Genomic DNA, 20,799 nt, shown 5'->3' with positions numbered 1-20,799 from the left:
CCGGTGGCACCAAGGTCGGACGAGCCGCGCCGGGACCCGAAAGGGGCCCGGCGCGGTTCTTCGCGTGAGGTAGGCCCCACCGATGGCGAGCCGCGCACCGGCGAGCCGGGCATCGGGGGCATCTCCGGCGCTCGGGCGTACACGCCGAGGGGCCGGACCGTCCGTGAGGAGCGTGGCACCCCGCCCCGCAGCGTGGGCGCCGAGCAGCGACGTACGCCGCGCAGCACCCGGTCCGGCGATCCGTTCCGGCCGGCGTTGCAGGTGCTCGACGGCGGTCGGGCCGCCGCCCGGTCCGGCCGGCGCGACGCCCCGGCCGCCGGACGGGGCGGCGTGGTGCGCACCGTCGCGCCGCGTACCCCCCGTGGCCCGGGTCACGAGGAGCCGCCGCCGCGCCGCCGGACCACGCCGCGGCGTGCCGACCGCCCGGCGGCCCGCCGGCCGTCCCGCAAGCCGCCGCGCCCGCCGAAGCTGGCCGACTCGCGGCTGCGGCTGCGGCTGGGCACCGCGCTCGCCCTGACACTGTTCGCCACCATCGGAATCCGGCTGATCTTCCTCCAGGCGGTCGACACCCCGGCGTACGCCGGCGGCGGCACCGCCGCCCGCACCCGCACGGTCGAGCTGCCCGCGCCACGGGGGGCGATCTACGACAGCACCGGCGCCCCGTTGGTCCGCAGCGTCGAGGCGCGCTACGTGTTCGCCGACCCCACCGAGGTCGAGGACCAGGCCAGCACCGCCAAGGCGCTCTCACCGCTGCTCGCCATCCCGGCGTCGAAGCTCGCCGAGCTGCTCAAGCCCCGCAAGCTGGAGGACGGCAAGGAGTCCCGATTCGTGTACCTGGCCCGGGGGGTGGAGATCTCGGCCGCCAAGCAGGTGCAGGCGCTGGAGCTGCCCGGGATCGGGGTGCACCGCGACGAACGCCGCGACGTGCCCGGCGGTGACCTGGCGGCCAACCTGATCGGCTTCACCAGCCAGGACATGGTCGGGCTGGAAGGGCTGGAGGCCCGCTACGACGACGTGCTCGCCGGACAGGACGGCAAGCGGGTGTACGAGGCCGGCCGTCGTGACCTCGACGCGGCGATTCCGGGTGGCTACAGCCGGACCACGCCCGCCAAACCGGGCAGCTCGCTGTGCCTCACCATCGATCGTGACCTGCAGTTCCGGACGCAGCAGATCCTCAGCGAGGGCATGGCCAAGCTGCGCGGCGGCACCGGCGCGGCCGTGATCATGGAGATCCCCTCCGGCGCGGTCCTGGCCCAGGCCAGCAATCCCACCTACAGCGCGGCGAAGCCGACGGACAGCACCCCGGTCGCCCGGGAGGACGCGGCGACCAGCTTCGTCGTCGACCCCGGCTCGGTGCACAAGGCGATCACCTACGGCGCGGCCCTGCAGGAGGGGGTGATCACCCCGGACACCACGCTGCCCATCGCCAACAGCATCAAGATGGGTGACACCTGGTTCTCCGACACGCATCAGGCCAACGGCAAACGGATGAGCATCCCCGGGATGCTCGCCTACTCGTCGAACGTCGGCACCATCACGATCGCCGAGAAGCTCGGCAAGGACCGGTTGATCGACTACCAGAAGCGGTTCGGGCTGGGCAAGCCGACCGGCGAGGGGATGCCGGGGGAGGCCAGCGGGCGACTGCTGCCGGCCGACGAGTGGAGCGAATCGTCGCACGGGTCGGTGCCGATCGGGCACAGCGTCGACGCCACGCCGCTGCAGATGGCCGCCGCGTACGCCACCATCGCCAACAACGGCACGTACGTGCAGCCGCACCTCATCAAGGAGGTGATCGGCCCGGACGGCAAACGCACGCCCGCGCCGGCTCCGATCACCCGGTCGGTGCTCAGCCCGCAGAACGCGGCAGCCCTGCGCACCATGCTGGAGGCGGTCACCACGGTCGACCACGCGACCGGCGTGACCGCCGCGGTCCCGGGCTACCGGGTCGCCGGCAAGACCGGCACCGGCTCGCGGGTGGTCAACGGCAAGATAGACACCGACAAGGTGTCCTCCTTCATCGGCATGGCTCCCGCCGAGAACCCCCGGTACGTGATCGCGGTCTTCGCGTACGCGCCCGGCGGTGGGGGCGCGGTGGTCGCCAACACGGCGTTCCGCGACATGATGCAGTTCACTCTGCGTCACTATCGCGTGCCGCCGTCCACCGGCGGTTCCGCACCCAAGTTCGTGGTCTATCCGCGCTGAGCAGCGACGGCGGGACATCATCGGTGAGTGCCGACGAACTACCGGGGCGGCTGTACGGCCGGAACCGGACGACCGGGTAGGGTCTGACGCCGTGCCCGGCAATCCACGTCCACGTACCGTGACCGGAGTCCGGCTCGGTGATCTCGCCGTCCGACTCGCCGTCGACCTCCCGGCGGACGCCGCCACGGTGGTCGTCACCGGGGCCACCCACGCCAGCCGGGAGGTCCACCCCGGCGACCTCTACGCGGCGCTGCCCGGTGCCCGTCGGCACGGCGCGGAGTTCGCCGCCGACGCCGCCGAGGCGGGCGCCGTGGCCCTGCTGACCGACCCGGCGGGCGCGCAGCTCGCAGCGGGGAGCGGCCTGCCCGTCCTGGTGGTGCCCGACCCGCGTGCCGTGCTCGGCGAGCTGGCCTCGGCCGTCTACGGCGACCCGACCGAAGGTCTCACCGTGATCGGGGTGACCGGCACCGCCGGCAAGACCTCCACGGCGTACCTGGTCGAGTCCGGGTTGCGGGCCGCCGGGCACACCACCGGCCTGATCGGCACGGTGGAGACACGGCTCGGTGATCTGGTGATCGACAGCGTGCGTACCACCCCCGAGGCGACCGACCTGCACGCCATGTTGGCCACCGCCCGCGAGCGTGGCGTCACCGCCGTGGTCATGGAGGTCTCCAGCCACGCCCTGGCGATGGGCCGGGTGGGCGGTGTGCGGTTCGCCGTCGGGGGTTACACCAACTTCGGCTCCGACCACCTGGACTTCCACGCCGACCGCGACGACTATTTCGCCGCGAAGGCCCAGCTCTTCGACGGGCGCTGCGCGGTCGAGGTGCTCAACGACGACGACCCGGCGTTGAAGCCGCTGCACAAGCCGGCGACGGTCACCTACTCGGCCGCCGGCGACCAGGGCGCGACCTGGTGGGCCGACGGCGTGGGTGGCGAGGGGTACGCCCAGCGGTTCACCGCGCACGGCCCGAACGGTGTGGTGCTGTCCGCCGGGGTGGCGCTGCCCGGCCGGCACAACGTGGCCAACGCGCTGCTGGCCATCGCCGCGCTGGTCGGCGCCGGGGTCGACCCGGCGATCGCGGCCGACGGCGTGGCCGCCTGCGGTGGCGTCCCCGGCCGGCTGGAACTTGTCGACTCGGTCGGGCCGGTGCGCGGAGTCGTCGACTACGCGCACAAGTCGGACGCGATCGTGGCCGCGCTGGCCGCGCTGCGCGAGCTGAGCGTCGGCCGGTTGATCTGTGTGATCGGTGCCGGCGGAGACCGGGACCGGGGTAAGCGCCCGGTGATGGGCGCGGCCGCTGCGGAGGGAGCCGACGTGGTGCTGGTGACCGACGACAACCCGCGTACCGAGGACCCGGCGGAGATCCGCGCCGAGGTGCTCGCCGGGGCGTACGGGGCCGCGACGGCAGCCCGGATCATCGAGGTGGCGGGCCGGCGTGCCGCGATCGACGAGGCGGTGCGGCTGGCCGAGCCGGGCGACGTGATCGCGCTGCTCGGCAAGGGGCACGAGCGGGGCCAGGAGGTGGCGGGCGAGGTGTTTCCGTTCGACGACAACGTCGAGCTGGCCGACGCGCTGCGGGCCCGCTTCTCCGACCCGGCGGGTCAGCGGTGATCGCGCTGAGCCTGGCCGAGGTGGCCACGGCGGTCGACGGGCGGTTGGTGGGCGCCGACCCGGCCGCCACCGTCACCGGCTCGGTGGAGTTCGACTCGCGCAAGGTGGGGCCGGGTTCGCTCTTCGTGGCCTTCCCGGGGGAGAAGGTCGACGGGCACGACTACGCGGCGACGGCGATCCAGGCCGGGGCGGTGGCGGTGCTCGGCACCCGCGAGGTGCCCGGGGTGCCGATGGTGCTCGTCGACGACGCCCTGACCGCGATGGGTCGGCTGGCCCGCGCGGCGGTGGACCGGCTGCCCGGGCTGACCGTGATCGGCATCACCGGCTCGTCCGGCAAGACCACCACGAAGGACCTGATCGGGCAGCTCACCACCCGGCTCGGGGCGACGGTGGCGCCGCCCGGCTCGTTCAACAACGAGTTGGGGCACCCGTACACCGCTCTGCAGGCCGGGCCGGACACCCGTTACCTGGTGATGGAGAAGGGCTCGCGTGGGATCGGGCACGTCCGGTACCTCTGCGAGCTGGTGCCGCCCCGGATCTCCGTGGTGCTCAACGTCGGCACGTCCCACATCGGCGAGTTCGGCTCGCAGGACAACATCGCCCTGGCCAAGGGCGAGCTGGTCGAGGCCCTGCCGTCGGACGGGCTGGCGGTGCTGAACGCCGACGACCCACGGGTGGACGCGATGGCGAGCCGCACCGAGGCCCGGGTGGTCCGGTACGGCGAGGCCCCGGACGCCGACGTGCGGGCCGAGGACGTCACGCTGGACGAGCGGGGGCACCCGTCGTACACCCTGGTCACCCCGGAGGGGCGCGCGTCGGTGCGGCTCGCGCTGACCGGCCGGCACCAGGTCGGGAACACGCTCGCCGCGGCGGCGGTGGCCCGGGAGCTGGGGATGCCGCTGGCCGAGTTGGCCACGGCCCTCGGCGAGCTGGGGCTGGTGTCGATCCGTCGGATGGACGTCTTCGACCGTCCGGACGGGGTGACCGTCATCGACGACTCGTACAACGCCAATCCGGCCTCGATGGCGGTAGCGGTGCGGGCGCTGGCGAGCATCGGTCAGGGACGGCGTACCGTCGCGGTGCTCGGATACATGGCCGAGCTGGGCCCGTTCGAGTACGACGGCCACGCCGAAGTCGGCCAACTCGCGGCCGAGCTGGGCGTCGACCGGCTGCTCGTGGTGGGTGAGCCGGCCGCGCCGATCCACGAAGGCGCGACAGCGGTAGCGAACTGGGGAGGAGAGTCGGTGCTGCTCACCGATCAGGCGGCGGCCGTCGAGGTGCTGCGGAGCGAACTACGACCGGGTGACGTCGTCCTGGTCAAGGGCTCCCGGTATCGGACCTGGGAGGTGGCCGACGCCCTGCGCGTCGACGCCGACGGGGAGTCCACCCGATGAGGGCGGTCATCGTCGCCGTCGGGGTGGCCTTCATCGTGTCGCTGTTCTGCACCCCGATCGCGATCAAGGTGTTCACCCGGCTCAAGGCCGGTCAGCCGATCCGGACCGACGGCCCGGCCATGCACCAGGGCAAGAAGGGCACGCCGACGATGGGCGGCGTGGTCTTCATCCTGGCCACGGTGATCGCGTACGTGGCCGGACACCTCGCGCTGACCACCCTTCCGGACCTGCAGATCGCCCAGGTCGAGCCGACCATCACCGCGCTGGTGCTGCTGGGACTGATGGTCTTCTCCGGCGCGGTCGGCTTCCTCGACGACTTCCTCAAGGTGCGCAAGCGCAACAGCGCCGGTCTGAACAAGCGCGGCAAGCTGCTCGGTCAGATCCTGGTCGGCGCGGTCTTCGGCGTGGTCGCCCTGTACTTCCCGAGCACGATGACCGACGCGACGGGCAGGGCGACCAACACCGAGACGGTGGGCAGCACCACGCTGAGCTTCATCCGGGACATCGACGCCCTGGAGGTCAGCAAGGTCGGCGCGGTGATCATCTTCATCTTCGTGGTGATGGCTGCGACGAACGGGGTCAACCTCACCGACGGCCTGGACGGTCTGGCCACCGGCGCCTCGGTGATGGTGCTCGCCGCGTACGCGCTGATCGCGTTCTGGCAGTACCGGCACTGGTGCGCCGACCCGAGCTACACGCAGCCGTACTGCTATTCCGTCCGGGATCCGTTGGAGATCGCGCTGATAGCCGGTGCGGCGGCCGGGGCCTGTGTGGGCTTCCTCTGGTGGAACACGTCCCCGGCGCGGATCTTCATGGGCGACACCGGGGCGCTGGGGCTGGGCGGCCTGATCGCCGGCATGGCGATGTCCACCCGCACCATCCTGCTGCTGCCGATCATCGGTGGGCTCTTCGTGATCATCACGATGTCCGTGGTGATCCAGATCATCTCCTTCAAGACCACCGGTAAACGGGTGTTCCGAATGTCGCCCCTGCAGCACCACTTCGAGTTGGCCGGCTGGAGCGAGGTCAACATCGTGGTGCGCTTCTGGATCATCGCCGGCATCGGCGTGGCCATCGCGCTGGGCCTGTTCTACAGCGAGTTCCTCGCCAACATGACCTGACCCCCACTCTCCCGCGATCTTGCACTTTCGGCTGCCGGAATGTTCTGCGGCGCGGCTTCTGTCCGGGCAGTCAGTGCAAGATCGCGGGAGGGTGGAGGCTCGACACGCCCGGGGTGGCGTTGTGGGCGCGCCGGGCGCGGCTAGCGGTGATGATGTCGGGGTGGGGGAGGATCCAGGCACCGACGACAGGACAGCCGGTCGACCGCGACGGTCACCGGGCGCGGCGCGTACCGCGGAGGCCAGCGCGCCACCGGACGACGTGCGCGGCCCGGAGCCCGGCGCGGCACCGCGGGAGGCCGAACCGGCGCCCACCGTGCCGCTGCGCGGGATGGACGCGGCCAGCGGGCTCGCCGCGCTGCGCGGCCTCCTGGACCGGCCGCTGGCCTCCTACTACCTGCTGCTGTCCTGCGCCGGCCTGCTGCTGCTGATCGGGCTGACCATGGTCTTCTCGGCCACCAGCGTGAAGGACTACGCCGAGGACGGCAACGCCTCGGCCTCGGTGACCAAGCAGGCCATCTTCGCGGTGATCGGCATCGTGGTGTTCTGGGCCTGTCAGCGGCTGCCCGCCAGCACCTACCGATCGCTGGGCCGGCCGCTGCTGTTCACCTCGATCGCGCTCCTGCTGGTGCTCAACCTGCTGCTCGCCTACGCCCGGCTGACCGACCAGGATTCCGCCCGGATCGGCCCGATCGAGGCACGACTGCTCTGGCTGTTCATCGGCGGCATCCAGGTGCAGCCCTCCGAGCTGGCCAAGTTCGCGCTGGTGCTGTGGGGCGCGCACGTGATCGCCCGCAAGGGCGCCGCGCTGGGCTGGTGGCGGGAGCTGGCCACCCCGCTCTTTCCGGTGATGGGCCTGCTCTTCGTCCTGGTCGGTTACAACGACGTGGGCACCATGCTCTGTCTGCTGGCCCTGGTGGTCGGCCTGCTCTGGGCCGCCGGTGTACGGATGCGGGTCTTCGGCGCCCTGACGGTGGTCGGACTGCTCGGCGTCGGCCTGCTCATCGCGGTGGCCTCGCTGGGTGCCGGTTCCGGCGAGAAGGGCGCGGACAACTACCGCCTGGCGCGACTGACGCTCTTTCTCAACGCGCCGCCGCCGGACAAGTGCGGGGACCCGTGCTACCAGGTCTACCAGGGTCGGCTGGCCATCGAGCACGGCGGCTGGTTCGGTGTCGGGCTGGGCAAGGGCAGCCTGAAATGGGACTGGCTGCCCGAGGCGCACAACGACTTCATCTTCGCGATCATCGCCGAGGAGTTGGGCGTGATCGGGTGTGTCGTCATCCTCAGCCTGTTCGCCGTGCTCGCGTACACCGGGTTGCGGATCGCCCGGCGGGTCGACGACCCGTTCCGTCGGCTCGCCGCCGCCGCCGTGACCACCTGGCTGGTCAGCCAGGCCGTGATCAACATCGGTGGGGTGGTCGGGCTGCTGCCGATCACCGGCCTGCCGCTGCCGTTCATCTCCGACGGTGGAAGTGCCCTGGTGGTGACGTTGGCCGGGATCGGGATGCTGGCATCCTTCGCCCGTGCCGAACCCGATGCGGCCAGAGCACTGCATGCCCGTCCGCCGGCCCGGTGGGTCCGACTACTCTGGGCCCCGTTGCCGCCGCTTCCCGGCCGGCGCCGCCGACCGGCGACGCCGCCCGCCGGCCGAGGGTCCGTGCCCCGGTCCCGCGAGCGGCGCCACGACGACCAGGCCGCGCCGCGCGGGGTCCGACAGGACCGGAGCCGCGGGGGTACGGCGAGCGAGAGGAGACGCTGATGGGTCCGCTGCGTTCGGTGGTGCTCGCGGGAGGTGGCACCGGGGGGCACGTCTACCCGTTGCTCGCCTTCGCTGACTGCCTTCGCCGACACGACCCGGGCGTCCGGATCACCTGCCTCGGCACACCACGCGGTATGGAGAACGACCTGATCCCGCCGCACGGCTACGAGCTGCGGCAGATCCCGGCGTACCAGCTGCCCCGGTCGGTCAACATGAACCTGGTCCGTACCCCCGGCCGGATGTGGACCGCGGCGCGCGCCGCGGGCAAGGTGATCGACGAGGTGAAGGCCGATGTGGTCGTCGGCTTCGGCGGGTACGTCTCGGTGCCGGCCTACCTCGCCGCGTGGCGCCGGGAGCTGCCCATGGTGATCCACGAGGTGAACGTGCCGCCGGGCGTGGCCAACCGGCTGGGCATGAAGTTCACCAAGAACATCGCCGTCGGTTTTCCGCACCAGCCGAGCCAGGCCGAGTCGCTGCGCGACGCCACCATCGTCGGGGTGCCGCTGCGCCGCACCATCGCCGGACTGGACCGGTACGCGCTGCGCAACGCCGCCCGCGCCCACTTCGGGCTCCGCCCCGACCTGCCGGTGCTCTTCGTCTCCGGCGGTTCGTCGGGCGCCCGCTCGATCAACCTGGCGGTCTCCGGGGCGGCCAAGGAGTTGGCCCGCAACGGTGTGCAGGTGCTGCACGTGATGGGCGCCCGCAACGAGCCGGTGCCGATCCCCACCGACCTGCCGGTGCCGTACGTGACGCTGCCGTACCTGTCCGAGATGGAGCTGGGCTACGCCGCCGCCGACCTGATGCTGGCCCGGGGCGGGGCGATGACGGTCGCCGAGGTGGCCGCGATCGGGCTGCCCACGATCTACGTGCCGTACCCGCACAGCAACCAGGAGCAGAGGCGCAACGCGCTGCCCGTGGTCGAGGCCGGGGGCGGGCTGCTCGTCGACGACGCGGAGATCACTCCGGACTGGTTGGAGCGCACCGTCATTCCGCTCATCCGGGACCCGCAGCGGTTGTACGCGATGGGCGCCGCCGCGGCGGCGTACGGGCGGCGCGACGGTGACGAGGCGCTGCGTTCCTTCGTCATCGCGGCGGTGGCCCGATGACCGCGCAGTTCACCCCGGCGGGCACGCTCACCGCCGAGGACCTGGGCGCCGTCCACCTGATCGGAGTGGGTGGGGTGGGCATGCTCGGTGTGGCCCGGCTGCTGCTCACCCGCGGCATCCGGGTCTCCGGCAGCGACCTGCGTGAGTGGCCGTCGCTGGCGGGCCTGCGGGCGCTCGGCGGCACCATCCACCTCAGCCACGAGGTGACCAACCTCGACGGGGTGGACACCGTCGTCTACTCGTCGGCCATTCCACAGGATCACCTGGAGTTGGTCGAGGCCCGTCGGCGCGGGCTGCGGGTGCTGCACCGCTCGGAGGCGCTCGCCGCGGCGATGACCGGCCGCCGGGCGGTGGCGGTCGCCGGCACGCACGGCAAGACCACCACCACCTCGATGGTGACGATGGTGCTCCAACAGGCCGGTGTGGACCCGTCCTTCGTGATCGGCGGAGAGATCTCCGAGGTCGGTTCGGGCGCCCACCACGGCACCGGCGAGCACTTCGTGGTCGAGGCGGACGAGAGCGACCGCTCGTTCCTCATCTACCGCCCGTACGTCTCGATCATCACGAACGTCGAGGCGGACCACCTGAACACCTACGGCGACTACGCGACGCTGGAGGCGGCGTTCGTCGAGTTCGCCCGCCTCACCGACCCGGACGGGTTCATCATCACCTGCGCCGACGACCCGGGCGGTCGGCGGTTGGCCGAGAGCCTGCGGGCCGAGGGGCGGCGGGTGTACACCTACGGCGAGGCGGCCGACGCGGACCTGCGGTTGACCGAGATCGTCTCCTCCGCACGTGGGGTGCGCTACCTGGCCGCGATCGACGGCCGCTCGTTGGGCGAGTTCCGGCTGCCGGTGCCGGGGCGGCACATGGGGCTGAACAGCGCCGCCGCGGTGCTGGCCGCGTACCTGCTGGAGCTGCCGCTGGAGGCGGCGGAGGCCGCGCTGGCGGTCTTTCCGGGCGTGCGACGGCGCTTCGAGCGCAAGGGCGTCGCGGACGGCGTGCTGGTCTACGACGAGTACGCCTACCACCCGACCTCGATGACGTTGGCGATGCAGACGCTGCGCGAGGTGGCCGGGGATGGGCGGCTGATCGTCGTCTTCCAGCCGTACCGGCTGTACCGCACCCGCGACAACCAGACGGAGATCGCCGCGGCATTGGCCCTCGCCGACGAGTTGGTGCTGTTGGAGGTCTTCGGGCCGGGCGAGTTGCGCCAGCCCGGCGAGGGGTCGGCCGCGCTGATCGCGGCGGTGGCACTGCCCGCCGACCAGAAGGTCTTCGTCGACTCGTGGGAGGCGGCACCGGTCGAGGTGGCCCGCCGGGCCCGCGCGGGCGACGTGGTGGTCACCATGGGCGCCCCGCCGATCTCGCTGATGGGCGACGAACTGCTGGCCGCCCTGGGTGAGCGGACCGCCGGCCCCGTACCGACCGCGACCGTCGACCCGGTGGCCACCGCCCCGGCGATCGGTGAGCCGGTGGCGGGTGGGGCCACGGCCGGCGGCGACGGAGCGGCCCTCGGTGGCACCGCCGCACCCGGCGGCACGGCGTCCACGGCCGGATGAGTCCCGGCCCGGCCCGAGGGCGGACCAGCGCCGCCGACGGTGGCGCACCACGTCGCGGTCCGGTTCGGCGTTGGCAGTTGGTCCGGGCGGGCAGCGACGCGGTACCGCCGTCGACCCGCCGGTTCATGGCTCGTGCCCGGCAGCGTCGCATGCGTGCGGCGCTGCCCTGGGCGGTGGCCGCGGGTGTGCTCGCGCTGGCCGGGTTGGTCGCCTGGACGCTGCTCGGCACCGGGCTGTTCGGGGTGCGGGAGGTGCGTGTGGAGGGTGCCGGCCTGGTCACCCCGGTGCAGGTGCACGACGCGGTCGGGGTGCCGGACGGGGTGCCGCTGGCCCGGGTGGACCTGGCCGCCGCCGCCCGGCGGGTCGGTGCGCTGCCGGCGGTGGAGCGGGCCACGGTGTCCCGGGACTGGCCCGGCGCGCTGGTGGTGCGGGTGACCGAGCGGACCCCGGTGGCGGCGGTGCCGCAGGGGGAAGCGTTCGCCCTGATCGACCGGAACGGGGTGGCGTTCCGGACGGTGGACCGACGCCCCGCCGAGCTGCCGCAGGTGACGGTGGCTCACCCGGCCACCAACGACCCGGGCACCCGGGCCGCGCTGGAGGTCCTCGTGGCGCTGACCCCGGAGCTGCGTGCGCAGCTCGTGGACGTGAGTGTGGAGGGGTTGGCCCGGATCAGCCTGCGGTTGCGGGGGGACCGGACGGTGGTCTGGGGCGACGCGACCCGGGGGCCGGACAAGGCCCGGGTGGCCACCGCGCTGCTGGACGAGGACGCCGCCCGGATCGACGTGAGCGCGCCGGACGTGGTGACCTTTCGCTGACCGGGGAGCGCACGCGAAGGTGACTCGTCGCGCTCGGGTCGGCGACACGCCGGTGGGGTCCTTGGCTCATCGCGCGGTGGCGCTTACGTTGCCCCGAAGAGGATCAGTGGTTGACATAACTGTAAGCCTCTAGTAGAGGGTGAGGGTTCACCTCTGAGCCTCGCTGGTGACAGCTGTCGTCGGCCGCTGGTCTGGCCACGCCGTACCCGGTCGGCCGAAGCCAATCTCGAAGGAAAGGACCGGAGATGACACCTCCGCACAACTACCTGGCGGTCATCAAGGTCGTCGGCATCGGGGGCGGCGGCGTCAACGCCGTCAACCGGATGATCGAGGTTGGGCTCAAGGGCGTCGAGTTCATCGCGATCAACACCGATGCCCAGGCGCTGCTGATGAGTGACGCCGACGTCAAGCTCGACGTCGGCCGTGAGCTGACCCGCGGCCTGGGTGCCGGCGCCAACCCCGACGTCGGCAAGAACGCCGCCGAGGACCACCGCGACGAGATCGAGGAGGTGCTCAAGGGCGCCGACATGGTCTTCGTGACGTGCGGTGAGGGCGGCGGCACCGGCACCGGTGGCGCACCGGTGGTGGCCAACATCGCCCGCAAGCTCGGCGCGCTGACCATCGGCGTGGTGACCCGGCCGTTCTCCTTCGAGGGCAAGCGCCGCCAGGTGCAGGCCGAGACGGGGATAGACGAACTCCGCAACCAGTGCGACACGCTGATCGTGATCCCGAACGACCGGCTGCTGGCCCTGGGCGACCGCAACATCAGCATGATGGACGCGTTCCGCACGGCCGACCAGGTGCTGCTCTCCGGTGTGCAGGGCATCACCGACCTGATCACCACCCCGGGTCTGATCAACCTGGACTTCGCCGACGTCAAGAGCGTGATGAGCGGCGCCGGCAGCGCGTTGATGGGCATCGGCAGCGCCCGCGGGGAGAACCGCGCGGTCGAGGCGGCCGAGGCGGCCATCTCCAGCCCGCTGCTGGAGCAGAGCATGGACGGCGCGCGTGGCGTGCTGCTCTCCATCGCCGGCGGGTCCGACCTGGGCCTGTTCGAGATCAACGACGCGGCCCAACTGGTCACCGACGCGGCCCACCCGGATGCCAACATCATCTTCGGCGCGGTCATCGACGACGCGCTCGGTGACGAGGTGCGGGTGACGGTCATCGCGGCGGGCTTCGACGGCGGCACTCCGGCGTACAAGGCGGCTGAGCCGACCCGCAAGACCAACACCAACCAGCCGGCGCCGCAGAGCACGCCGGTGCCGGCACCGGCCACCAACCCGGCGCCGGCCCAGTCGCCGCGTCGCGTGCTCTTCGACGACGTGGACGTCCCCGATTTCCTCAAGAACGGGTCCTGAGCACCGCCGATGACCGACAGTTCAGCCACGGCACGACCGGACCGGCGTGCCGAACTCGCGGCCGGCCTGGCCCACATCCGGACCCGGATCGCCGACGCCTGCGCGGAGGTCGGCCGGGACCGCGCCGAGGTCACGATGATCGCGGTGACGAAGACCTACCCGGCCAGCGACGTGTTGGCGCTGGCCGGGCTCGGGGTGACCGACATGGGGGAGAACCGCGACCAGGAGGCAGCCGGTAAGGCCGCCGAGGTCGCTGCGGCCGGGGTGCGTCCCCGTTGGCACTTCATCGGTCAGTTGCAGCGCAACAAGGCCCGCTCGGTGGTGCGCTACGCGGACGCGGTGCACTCCGTCGACAGTGTCCGGCTGGCCCGGGCGTTGGCCTCCGCGACCGCCGACCGGGAGTCACCACTGGACGCCATGGTCCAGGTGAGCCTGGACGGCGACGCGGCCCGGGGCGGAGCGCTGCCCGGTTCGGCCGATCCGGGCGCCGGGCTGGAACCGGTGGCCGAGGCCGTGGCCGAGGCGCCAGGGCTGCGTCTGACCGGTCTGATGGCGGTGGCTCCGCTGGGTTGGGAGCCGGACCGGGCCTTCGCCCGACTCGCGGAGGTTGCCGGTGCGTTTCGGGCGATCCATCCGGGAGCTACCGGGCTGTCCGCGGGAATGAGCGGAGATTTCGAAATCGCGATCCGATACGGCGCGACACATGTCCGCGTCGGCAGCGCGTTGCTCGGAATGCGTCCCACGCTGCGGTAGCCTGACCGCGAGACATGCAAATTACATCAGTGTTGTTTCAGGGGCGGCATCTCCTAGTCGGGGGTCGTGGCACGCGACGCGAATCGCGTGCCGGGGGGATTGCCGTTCCGGTCCGATGGGCATGGTTGTCCACTCGCGACGGGCGACATGGCACGGGGGCGCGTGCCGCACGGCGGACGGAAGGGCGCGGGATGGGTGCACTGCGCAAGGCGGGGGTCTGGCTCGGTCTGGTCGAAGAGGACGACGAGCGGGCCTACGACGACGGTGGCTACGACAAGGGTGGCTACCGCGACTCGCGTTACCGGCAGAGCCGGTACGCCGAGGAGTTCGCCGACGAAGATGAGGACGACACCGAGGAGCCGCCGGCTCCCCGGCCGCGCGCCAGTGAGCGGGGTCGACTCTCCGAGCGGACGAGCGGGCGGCTGGGCGAGTCCGAGCGTGGTGACGGCGAGCGTCCGGAGCGGGCCGAGCGGTCCAGCGTGCGATCGATCACCCGGTCGTCGGCTGGTGAGACCTCCGGCGCGCTGACCTACCACACCCGTGACAACCTGGCCCTCGCGCCGCAGGTCACGTCGCGTGAGCGGGCGCTGCCCGAGGAGGAGCAGCGTTACCAGATCACCACGCTGCACCCGACCACCTACCGGGAGGCGCGCACCATCGGCGAGCACTTCCGCGACGGCGTCCCAGTGATCATCAATCTCACCGAAATGGATGAGGCCGATGCCCGCCGTCTGGTGGACTTCGCCGCCGGTCTGGCGTTCGGCCTGCGCGGTACGATCGAGCGCGTGACCAATCGGGTGTTCCTGCTCTCACCGGCCAATGTCCAGGTCACCGCTGAGGACAAGGCCAAGATCGCTGAGGGCGGCTTTTTCAGTTTGAGTTGACCCCGCCCGACCCGAGGGACGTCGCTGACCGTGTTGTCGATCTTACTGCAAGTGTTGTACCTGATCCTTTATGTCTTCCTGCTTCTGCTTCTGTCCCGGTTCGTGTTGAGCGCCGTCCTGCAGTACGGCCGGCGCTGGCAACCGGGGCGTGGCGCATCGGCAGGATTGGAATCCGTGTGGAGCGTCACTGATCCCCCTCTCAACGCGTTGAGGCGTGTGATCCCTCCGCTGCGAATTGGTACCGTGAGCATCGACCTGGCCTCCCTTGTGCTCCTGGTTATCCTGTTCGTGCTGATGGAGTTCGTGTTAGGGCCGTCGATCAGGGCATCTGCCTGATGACCGACGCGCTTTCGCGGCCGCAACTGACCCGAGGAGTTTCGATGCCGCTGACCCCGGCCGACGTCCACAACGTCGCCTTCAAAAAGCCGCCGATCGGCAAGCGGGGGTATGACGAGGAGGAGGTCGACGCCTTCCTGGACGAGGTCGAGCGCGAGCTCGCCCGTCTCATCGAGGAGAACAACGAGCTGCGCGCCCAGGTGGAGCGCGGCGGCCGTGGCGGCGCCCCCGCAGGCCCCGGCGGCGACGCCCGACTCGCGGCGGAGCTCAACGACGTCAAGGCCCAACTGGACCGGGTGCAGCGCGACAAGTCGGCGGCCGAGCAGGCTGCCCGCGCGATGCAGGCCGAGCTGGAGCAGGTCCGCGCGACCGGCGGTCCCGCGGTCACCGGTGACGGCGAGCAGCAGGCCCTGCGCGTGCTGATGATGGCCCAGCGCACCGCCGACGACCACGTGTCCGACGCCCGCCGCGAGGCCGACCAGCTGCTGTCCGAGGCCCGCGGTAAGGCCGAGGAGGTGACCCGCGAGGCTCGCGCGAAGGCCGACGCCCTCGAGCGGGACGCCCGCCAGCGGCACCAGGAGGCCATGGGCGGCCTGGACGCCAAGCGCACGGCTCTGCAGAAGCACATCGAGGAGCTCAAGCAGTTCGAGCGCGAGTACCGCACCCGGCTCAAGGCGTACCTGGAGAGCCAGCTGCGTGACCTCGACGGTCGCGGCCAGGGCCTCGAGGCCGAGATGACCCGCTCCGAGGCGAGCCGGGTCGCCGGCGGCAACGGGCTCGCCGCTGCGGGCCTCGCCGGTTCGTACGGCGGCGGCGGGCGTTCCGGCGCCCTCGAATCCGGACGCTGAGCACCGGCCGGCGATCGCTGTCCGCCAATGGTGACGGTCGCCGGCCCAGCCTGGACGGTACGACGCGGCGGGGGTGAGCCGTGATAGTCGCAAGTCTGTTGCTCATCCTCGTCGCGGTGGTGCTACTGGTGCTCGGCCTGGCCGGTGGCTCCAGTTTCATGCTGATCATCTCCATCGCGGCCAGTCTGCTGGCCGCCGTGGCGTTGGTGGTGGGCGCCCGCCAGGCAGCCACCAACCGCGCTACGGCGGGTCCCGGCCGGACCGGCCGGCGGCACCCCGACGCGCCCCGCGTGGCCAACCAGGCCCCGCCGGATGTCGCGTACGGGCCGCCGCTGGTCGAGCCGGAAGTGCCGGTCCAGCACGTGCCCACGACGGTTGGCACCGGCGGCACCGGGTGGCGGCAACCACCCGTGTCGCCGGTCGACCGTGCGGCACCCGTCGACGATCCGCCCGTGTTCGACCCGGGCGTCGACGATCCGCCCGTCTTCGACCCGGGCGTCGACGAGTCGCCGCCGTTCGATCCGCGGGTCGATGATGCGCCGCCGTTCGACCAGGGGGCGCCTTTCGTGACTCCGGCCGACGACGCGTCCTCTCCCGTCAGCCCGGCTTCTCCCGTCAGCCCGGCTTCGCCGCCTGCGGCGTCGACCGACGACGCCCCGCACCGGGGTGCCCCGCCAATCGACGAGCCGGCCGAGCAGTTGGTCACCCCCGCCGAGGCGGCCCGGGTGGCGCGACTCCCCGCTGCCGTCCAGGTGGTGGACGGTCGTCCTCGCTACCACCTCGCCAACTGCCCGCATCTCGTTGGCCGGGTGCCCGAGGAGTTGCCGGTCGCCGAGGCCGCCGAGCTCGGTTTCACTCCGTGCGCGCACTGTGCGCCAGCCACCGCCCTGCTCGCCGACGCCCGGCCGATCTGAAGCGGCACCGGCGCCCATGCAGGACACGCTCACCGTGGCGGTGCGGGTGAAACCCGGCGCGTCCCGGGACCGGGTGGGTGGCCGCTTCGACGGTCCGCATGGGCCCGCCCTCGTGATCGCGGTGCACGACCCGGCCGTCGACGGCCGGGCGACCGAGGCCGCTCGCCGTGCCCTCGCGGCTGCCCTGGGCGTCCGTCCGGCGGCGGTGTCGCTGCGCACCGGCGCGGCCAGCCGGGACAAGCTCTTCCTCGTCGATCGGCCCAGCCCGGAGCTGTCCGAGCTGCTGCGCCGACTGCGCGACGGATCCGCCGGGTGAGGAACGCCCAGGCCAGGCGACCGTGACGCCCGGGTTGGAGCAACCGTGACGCCCGGATTGGATATCGCGCTGCTGCTCGGTGCGGCCGTGCTGCTGGTCGCCGTCGGCGCGGTGCGGCTCTCCACCCGGCTCGGGGTGCCCAGCCTCCTCGTCTACCTGGCGCTGGGCGTGGCGATCGGCGAGGCCGGGCTCGGTATCCGCTTCGACGACGTCGAGTTGACCCGGACCCTCGGCTTCTGCGCGCTGATCGTGATCATCGCGGAGGGTGGCCTGACCGCCCGGTGGACCACGCTGCGCCCGGTGCTCGGGCTGGCCTCCGCGCTCTCCACGGTCGGCGTGGTGGTGAGCATCGTGGTGGTCGGTGTCGCCGTGCACCTGTTGCTGGGGCTGGACTGGCGGTTGGCGCTGCTCTACGGCGCGGTGCTCTCGTCCACCGACGCGGCGGCCGTCTTCGCCACCCTGCGCCGGCTGCGGCTGCCGCCCCGGCTGGTGGCGACGCTGGAGGCCGAGTCGGGCATGAACGACGCCCCGGTGGTGCTGCTGGTGGTGCTGCTGTCCCACCAGGGCTGGTCGCATCCGTGGTGGTACGAGGTCGCGCTGGTCTGTTACGAGTTGGGCGTCGGTGCGGCGGTGGGCGTGGCTGCGGGGGTCGCCGGCACCTGGGCGCTCCGCCGGGCCGCGTTGCCCTCGGCCGGGCTCTACCCGATCGCCGCGGTGGGCATCACCGTTCTCGCCTACGCCGCGGGGGCGTCGCTGCACGCCTCGGGGTTCCTCGCCGTCTACGTGGCCGGGGTACTGCTGGGCAACGCCCGGTTGTCACACCGGCAGGCGATCCTCGGCTTCGCGGACGGACTGGCCTGGCTCGCCCAGATCGGGCTGTTCGTGCTGCTCGGGTTGCTGGTCTCGCCGGGCCGGCTGGACGCGGCGGTGCTGCCCGCGGTGGTCGCGGGGCTGGCTCTGGTGCTGCTGGCCCGGCCGCTGTCGGTGGCCGTCTCGGCGCTGCCGTTCCGGGTCGGCCTCCGCGAACAGGCGTTCCTGTCCTGGGCCGGGCTGCGTGGGGCGGTGCCGATCGTGCTGGCCACCATTCCGCTCTCCGAACGGGTGCCCGGCGCAGAGCGCCTCTTCGATGTGGTCTTCGTGCTGGTGGTGATCTTCACGCTGGTGCAGACCAGCACGCTGGGGCCGTTCGCCCGCCGGTTGCGGGTGACCGCGCCGGCCGAGGCCACCGAGATCCATGTGGAGACCGCGCCGCTGGAGCGGATGCGGGCGGACCTGCTCCAGTTGGAGGTGCCGCCGGGCTCGCGGTTGGCGGGGGTGCACGTCGACGAGTTGCGGCTTCCACTGGGCGCGTCGGTAACCCTGGTGCTGCGCGACGGGGTGGGTTTCGTGCCCGGACCGAACACCCGGCTGAAGACCGGAGACAGTCTGCTGATCGTGGCGACCGCCGGGGTGCGGGACGCCGCTGAACGGCGGCTGCGGGCGGTCAGCCGGCGAGGTCGGCTGGCCCGATGGTTTGGTGAGTACGGGGATGAGGCAGTCAGTTGATCTGCTAGCGTTCCTTTTGCCCCAGTTAGGCAGGGCTAGGGGCGGTTGAGCGGTGCGACGGTGCGGCACGTTGTCGGACGCCTGTACGTTCCGTATTCTTGCCAACCTCCGGAGTGCGCGGCCATCGACGCCGTGCGCCCCTTTTCGTACTTATGGGGGGACGCCCTGGTTGGCGCCCCCCTGACCAGGTGCCGCGGACCACGCGGCTCCCCGGCCGAGGGAGCGACCTATGGCGAAGCCAGCCGACACCAGGACCGCCGGGCGCAAGCCGGCGCCCAAGGCCACCCGCAGCACGGCGGAGACCGAGAAGATCCGGGCGGCGCTGGCGGCGCGACGGGATGAGCTTCGCGCCGAGTACGATCAGACGCTGAGTGAGATCACCGAGCTGCAGCGCGATCGGCTGACCGACTCGGCCGGGGACGACCAGGCCGACACGGGCACCAAGACGCTCGAGCGGGAGCAGGAGATCTCTCTCGCCAACAGCATCCTGGAACGGATCACACAGGTCGAGCGCGCTCTGGAGCGTCTCGACGAGGGTGGTTACGGCTGGTGCGAGCGGTGCGGCAACCCGATCCCGGTCGAGCGCCTCGCCGCCTTCCCGTCGGCCACCCAGTGTGTGACGTGCAAGCAGCTGGAGGAGCGGCGCTGAGGTCCGTTCCCCGGCGGCGATGAGACGGTGAGCGATCACCGCCGAGACACCTCGATGGGGAGCGCATGACCGCAGCACCGTCCGCCGAACCCGGCCGCACCGACCCGGGTGGCGGCACACGCCGGCCTCGGGCCGTGGCGATTCTGGCCGGAGTCGCCCTGGTGGCCCTGCTGGCCGACCTGGTCACCAAGCACCTCGCGCTGGCCGCGCTGACCGACCGGGGGCCGGTCCGGCTGCTCGGCGGGTTCGTCTACCTGAGTCTGACCCGTAACAGCGGTGCCGCCTGGAGCATCGGCGCGGACCACACCTGGGTCTTCCCGCTGATCACCATCGGTGTGGTCGGCTGGATCGTCTGGATGGCCCTGCGACTGCGCTCGCTGCCGTGGGCGATCTCCCTCGGCCTGGTGTTGGGCGGGGCGCTCGGCAACCTCGTCGACCGGATCTTCCGGGCGCCCGCACCCCTCCACGGGCATGTGGTCGACATGATCAGCCTCTTCGACCCGTACGGCCAGGTCTGGCCGGTGTTCAACCTGGCCGACAGCTCGCTGGTCTGCGGTGTGCTGCTGGCCGTGCTGTTGGAGCTGACCGGCCGCCAGCGGGACGGCCGGCGAGCCGGACGCGACAGCGACCCGGCCGAGGCGGACGCCGCGCAGGGCGCCGACCAGCGGGAGCGGGCATGACCTCCGCGTTCGCCGCTGGCGGCGATCACCGTTCCCTCCCGGTGCCGGACGGCCTCGACGGCATGCGACTGGACCAGGCGGTGGCCCGTCTGTTCGGGCTCTCCCGCACCGCCGCCGCAGCCCTGGTCGATGCCGGGGACGCCCTGGTCGACGGCACCGCGCGGCCCAACTCGCACAAGGTCAAGGCCGGCTCCTGGCTGGACGTCACCTTGCCCGCCCCGGTCGCGCCGCCGACCATCGTGCCGCAGGCGGTGCCCGGTCTGCGGGTGGTCTACGCCGACGACGACATCGTGGTGGTCGACAAGCCGGTGGGCGTGGCCGCGCATCCCAGCCCCGGGTGGACCGGGCCGACGGTGATCGGCGCCCTCGCCGCGATCGGGCACCGCATCTCCACCAGCGGTGCCGCCGAGCGGCAGGGCGTGGTGCACCGGCTCGACGTGGGCACCACCGGCATCATGGCGGTGGCCAAGAGCGAACACGCGTACACGGCGTTGAAGCGGGCCTTCAAGTACCGCGAGGTGGACAAGGGCTACCACGCGGTGGTGCAGGGTCACCTGGACCCGCTGCGCGGCACGGTCGACGCGCCGATCGACCGGCACCCCACCCACGACTACCGCTGGGCGGTGGTGTCCGGCGGCAAGCCGAGCATCACCCACTACGACACCCTTGAGGCGTTCCCGGCGGCCAGCCTTGTCGACGTCCGCCTGGAGACCGGCCGGACACACCAGATCCGGGTGCACTTTTCCACCATGCGGCACCCGTGCGTGGGTGACCTCACCTACGGTGCCGATCCCACCCTGTCGGCCCGTCTCGGCCTGGCCCGGCAGTGGTTGCACGCTCGCGAACTGAGCTTCCTGCACCCCCGAACAGGCGACGAGGTCCGCTTCGTCAGCGACTACCCTGACGACCTGGAACGTGCGCTCCAGATCTTGCGGGACTGAG

At 72.1% G+C, this 20,799-nt stretch carries 18 protein-coding genes and 1 pseudogene; all 19 read left to right on the top strand.

The window, feature by feature from the left end:
* Positions 1–3: 3 nt before the first annotated feature.
* Positions 4–2,202, top strand: a complete 2,199-nt coding sequence (locus C7C45_RS13990; protein ID WP_110564085.1) for a penicillin-binding transpeptidase domain-containing protein — start codon at positions 4–6, stop codon at positions 2,200–2,202.
* 91 nt (positions 2,203–2,293) lie between these two features.
* Positions 2,294–3,817, top strand: a complete 1,524-nt coding sequence (locus tag C7C45_RS13985) for a UDP-N-acetylmuramoyl-L-alanyl-D-glutamate--2,6-diaminopimelate ligase (RefSeq protein ID WP_110564084.1) — start codon at positions 2,294–2,296, stop codon at positions 3,815–3,817.
* Positions 3,814–5,211, top strand: a complete 1,398-nt coding sequence (locus C7C45_RS13980; protein WP_110564083.1) for a UDP-N-acetylmuramoyl-tripeptide--D-alanyl-D-alanine ligase — start codon at positions 3,814–3,816, stop codon at positions 5,209–5,211. Before C7C45_RS13985 ends, C7C45_RS13980 begins: the two co-directional genes overlap by 4 nt.
* Complete coding sequence (gene mraY, locus C7C45_RS13975; RefSeq protein WP_110564082.1) at positions 5,208–6,332, top strand: phospho-N-acetylmuramoyl-pentapeptide-transferase; 1,125 nt, start codon at positions 5,208–5,210, stop codon at positions 6,330–6,332. Before C7C45_RS13980 ends, mraY begins: the two co-directional genes overlap by 4 nt.
* Positions 6,333–6,660: 328 nt before the next feature.
* A complete protein-coding gene (locus C7C45_RS13970; protein WP_110564189.1) occupies positions 6,661–8,088 on the top strand; it encodes an FtsW/RodA/SpoVE family cell cycle protein in 1,428 nt (475 codons plus the stop codon).
* Positions 8,088–9,194 (top strand): undecaprenyldiphospho-muramoylpentapeptide beta-N-acetylglucosaminyltransferase, encoded by a 1,107-nt coding sequence (gene murG, locus C7C45_RS13965; protein WP_110564081.1) that lies wholly within the window; start codon positions 8,088–8,090, stop codon positions 9,192–9,194. The genes C7C45_RS13970 and murG overlap by 1 nt, the downstream gene beginning before the upstream one ends.
* Positions 9,191–10,756: a UDP-N-acetylmuramate--L-alanine ligase gene (gene murC, locus C7C45_RS13960; protein WP_110564080.1), complete on the top strand. Its 1,566-nt coding sequence runs from the start codon at positions 9,191–9,193 to the stop codon at positions 10,754–10,756. Before murG ends, murC begins: the two co-directional genes overlap by 4 nt.
* The gene (locus tag C7C45_RS13955; RefSeq protein WP_110564079.1) at positions 10,753–11,571 is read left to right on the top strand and encodes a cell division protein FtsQ/DivIB; all 819 of its coding nucleotides are present in this window, start codon (positions 10,753–10,755) and stop codon (positions 11,569–11,571) included. Before murC ends, C7C45_RS13955 begins: the two co-directional genes overlap by 4 nt.
* A 245-nt stretch (positions 11,572–11,816) precedes the next feature.
* Complete coding sequence (ftsZ, locus tag C7C45_RS13950; RefSeq protein ID WP_110564078.1) at positions 11,817–12,932, top strand: cell division protein FtsZ; 1,116 nt, start codon at positions 11,817–11,819, stop codon at positions 12,930–12,932.
* Between the two features lie 9 nt (positions 12,933–12,941).
* The gene (locus C7C45_RS13945) at positions 12,942–13,685 is read left to right on the top strand and encodes a YggS family pyridoxal phosphate-dependent enzyme (protein WP_110564077.1); all 744 of its coding nucleotides are present in this window, start codon (positions 12,942–12,944) and stop codon (positions 13,683–13,685) included.
* 191 nt (positions 13,686–13,876) lie between these two features.
* Positions 13,877–14,569, top strand: coding sequence for a cell division protein SepF (locus tag C7C45_RS13940; RefSeq protein WP_110564076.1), 693 nt, complete (start codon positions 13,877–13,879; stop codon positions 14,567–14,569).
* 30 nt (positions 14,570–14,599) lie between these two features.
* Complete coding sequence (locus C7C45_RS13935; RefSeq protein WP_030334503.1) at positions 14,600–14,905, top strand: YggT family protein; 306 nt, start codon at positions 14,600–14,602, stop codon at positions 14,903–14,905.
* A gap of 44 nt (positions 14,906–14,949) precedes the next feature.
* Positions 14,950–15,753: a DivIVA domain-containing protein gene (locus C7C45_RS13930; RefSeq protein WP_110564188.1), complete on the top strand. Its 804-nt coding sequence runs from the start codon at positions 14,950–14,952 to the stop codon at positions 15,751–15,753.
* 116 nt (positions 15,754–15,869) lie between these two features.
* Positions 15,870–16,202: pseudogene (locus C7C45_RS35845) on the top strand (hypothetical protein); the annotation flags it as partial.
* 481 nt (positions 16,203–16,683) lie between these two features.
* Entirely contained in the window at positions 16,684–16,983 is a 300-nt protein-coding gene (locus C7C45_RS13920; RefSeq protein WP_110564074.1) for a DUF167 domain-containing protein, read from the top strand.
* A gap of 45 nt (positions 16,984–17,028) precedes the next feature.
* The gene (locus C7C45_RS13915) at positions 17,029–18,528 is read left to right on the top strand and encodes a potassium/proton antiporter (protein ID WP_110564073.1); all 1,500 of its coding nucleotides are present in this window, start codon (positions 17,029–17,031) and stop codon (positions 18,526–18,528) included.
* A gap of 229 nt (positions 18,529–18,757) precedes the next feature.
* On the top strand, positions 18,758–19,177 hold the full coding sequence (locus C7C45_RS13910) for a TraR/DksA family transcriptional regulator (RefSeq protein ID WP_110564072.1): 420 nt from the start codon (positions 18,758–18,760) through the stop codon (positions 19,175–19,177).
* 65 nt (positions 19,178–19,242) lie between these two features.
* A complete protein-coding gene (gene lspA / locus C7C45_RS13905; protein ID WP_110564071.1) occupies positions 19,243–19,857 on the top strand; it encodes a signal peptidase II in 615 nt (204 codons plus the stop codon).
* On the top strand, positions 19,854–20,798 hold the full coding sequence (locus tag C7C45_RS13900) for an RluA family pseudouridine synthase (RefSeq protein ID WP_110564070.1): 945 nt from the start codon (positions 19,854–19,856) through the stop codon (positions 20,796–20,798). The genes lspA and C7C45_RS13900 overlap by 4 nt, the downstream gene beginning before the upstream one ends.
* Position 20,799 lies beyond the last annotated feature (1 nt).

Origin of the sequence: Micromonospora arborensis (assembly GCF_003205615.1) — a bacterium.
GTDB classification, from domain to species: domain Bacteria; phylum Actinomycetota; class Actinomycetes; order Mycobacteriales; family Micromonosporaceae; genus Micromonospora; species Micromonospora arborensis.
The sequence above is the reverse complement of the archived record's forward strand: the minus strand, read 5'-3'. Positions and strand labels throughout refer to the sequence as shown.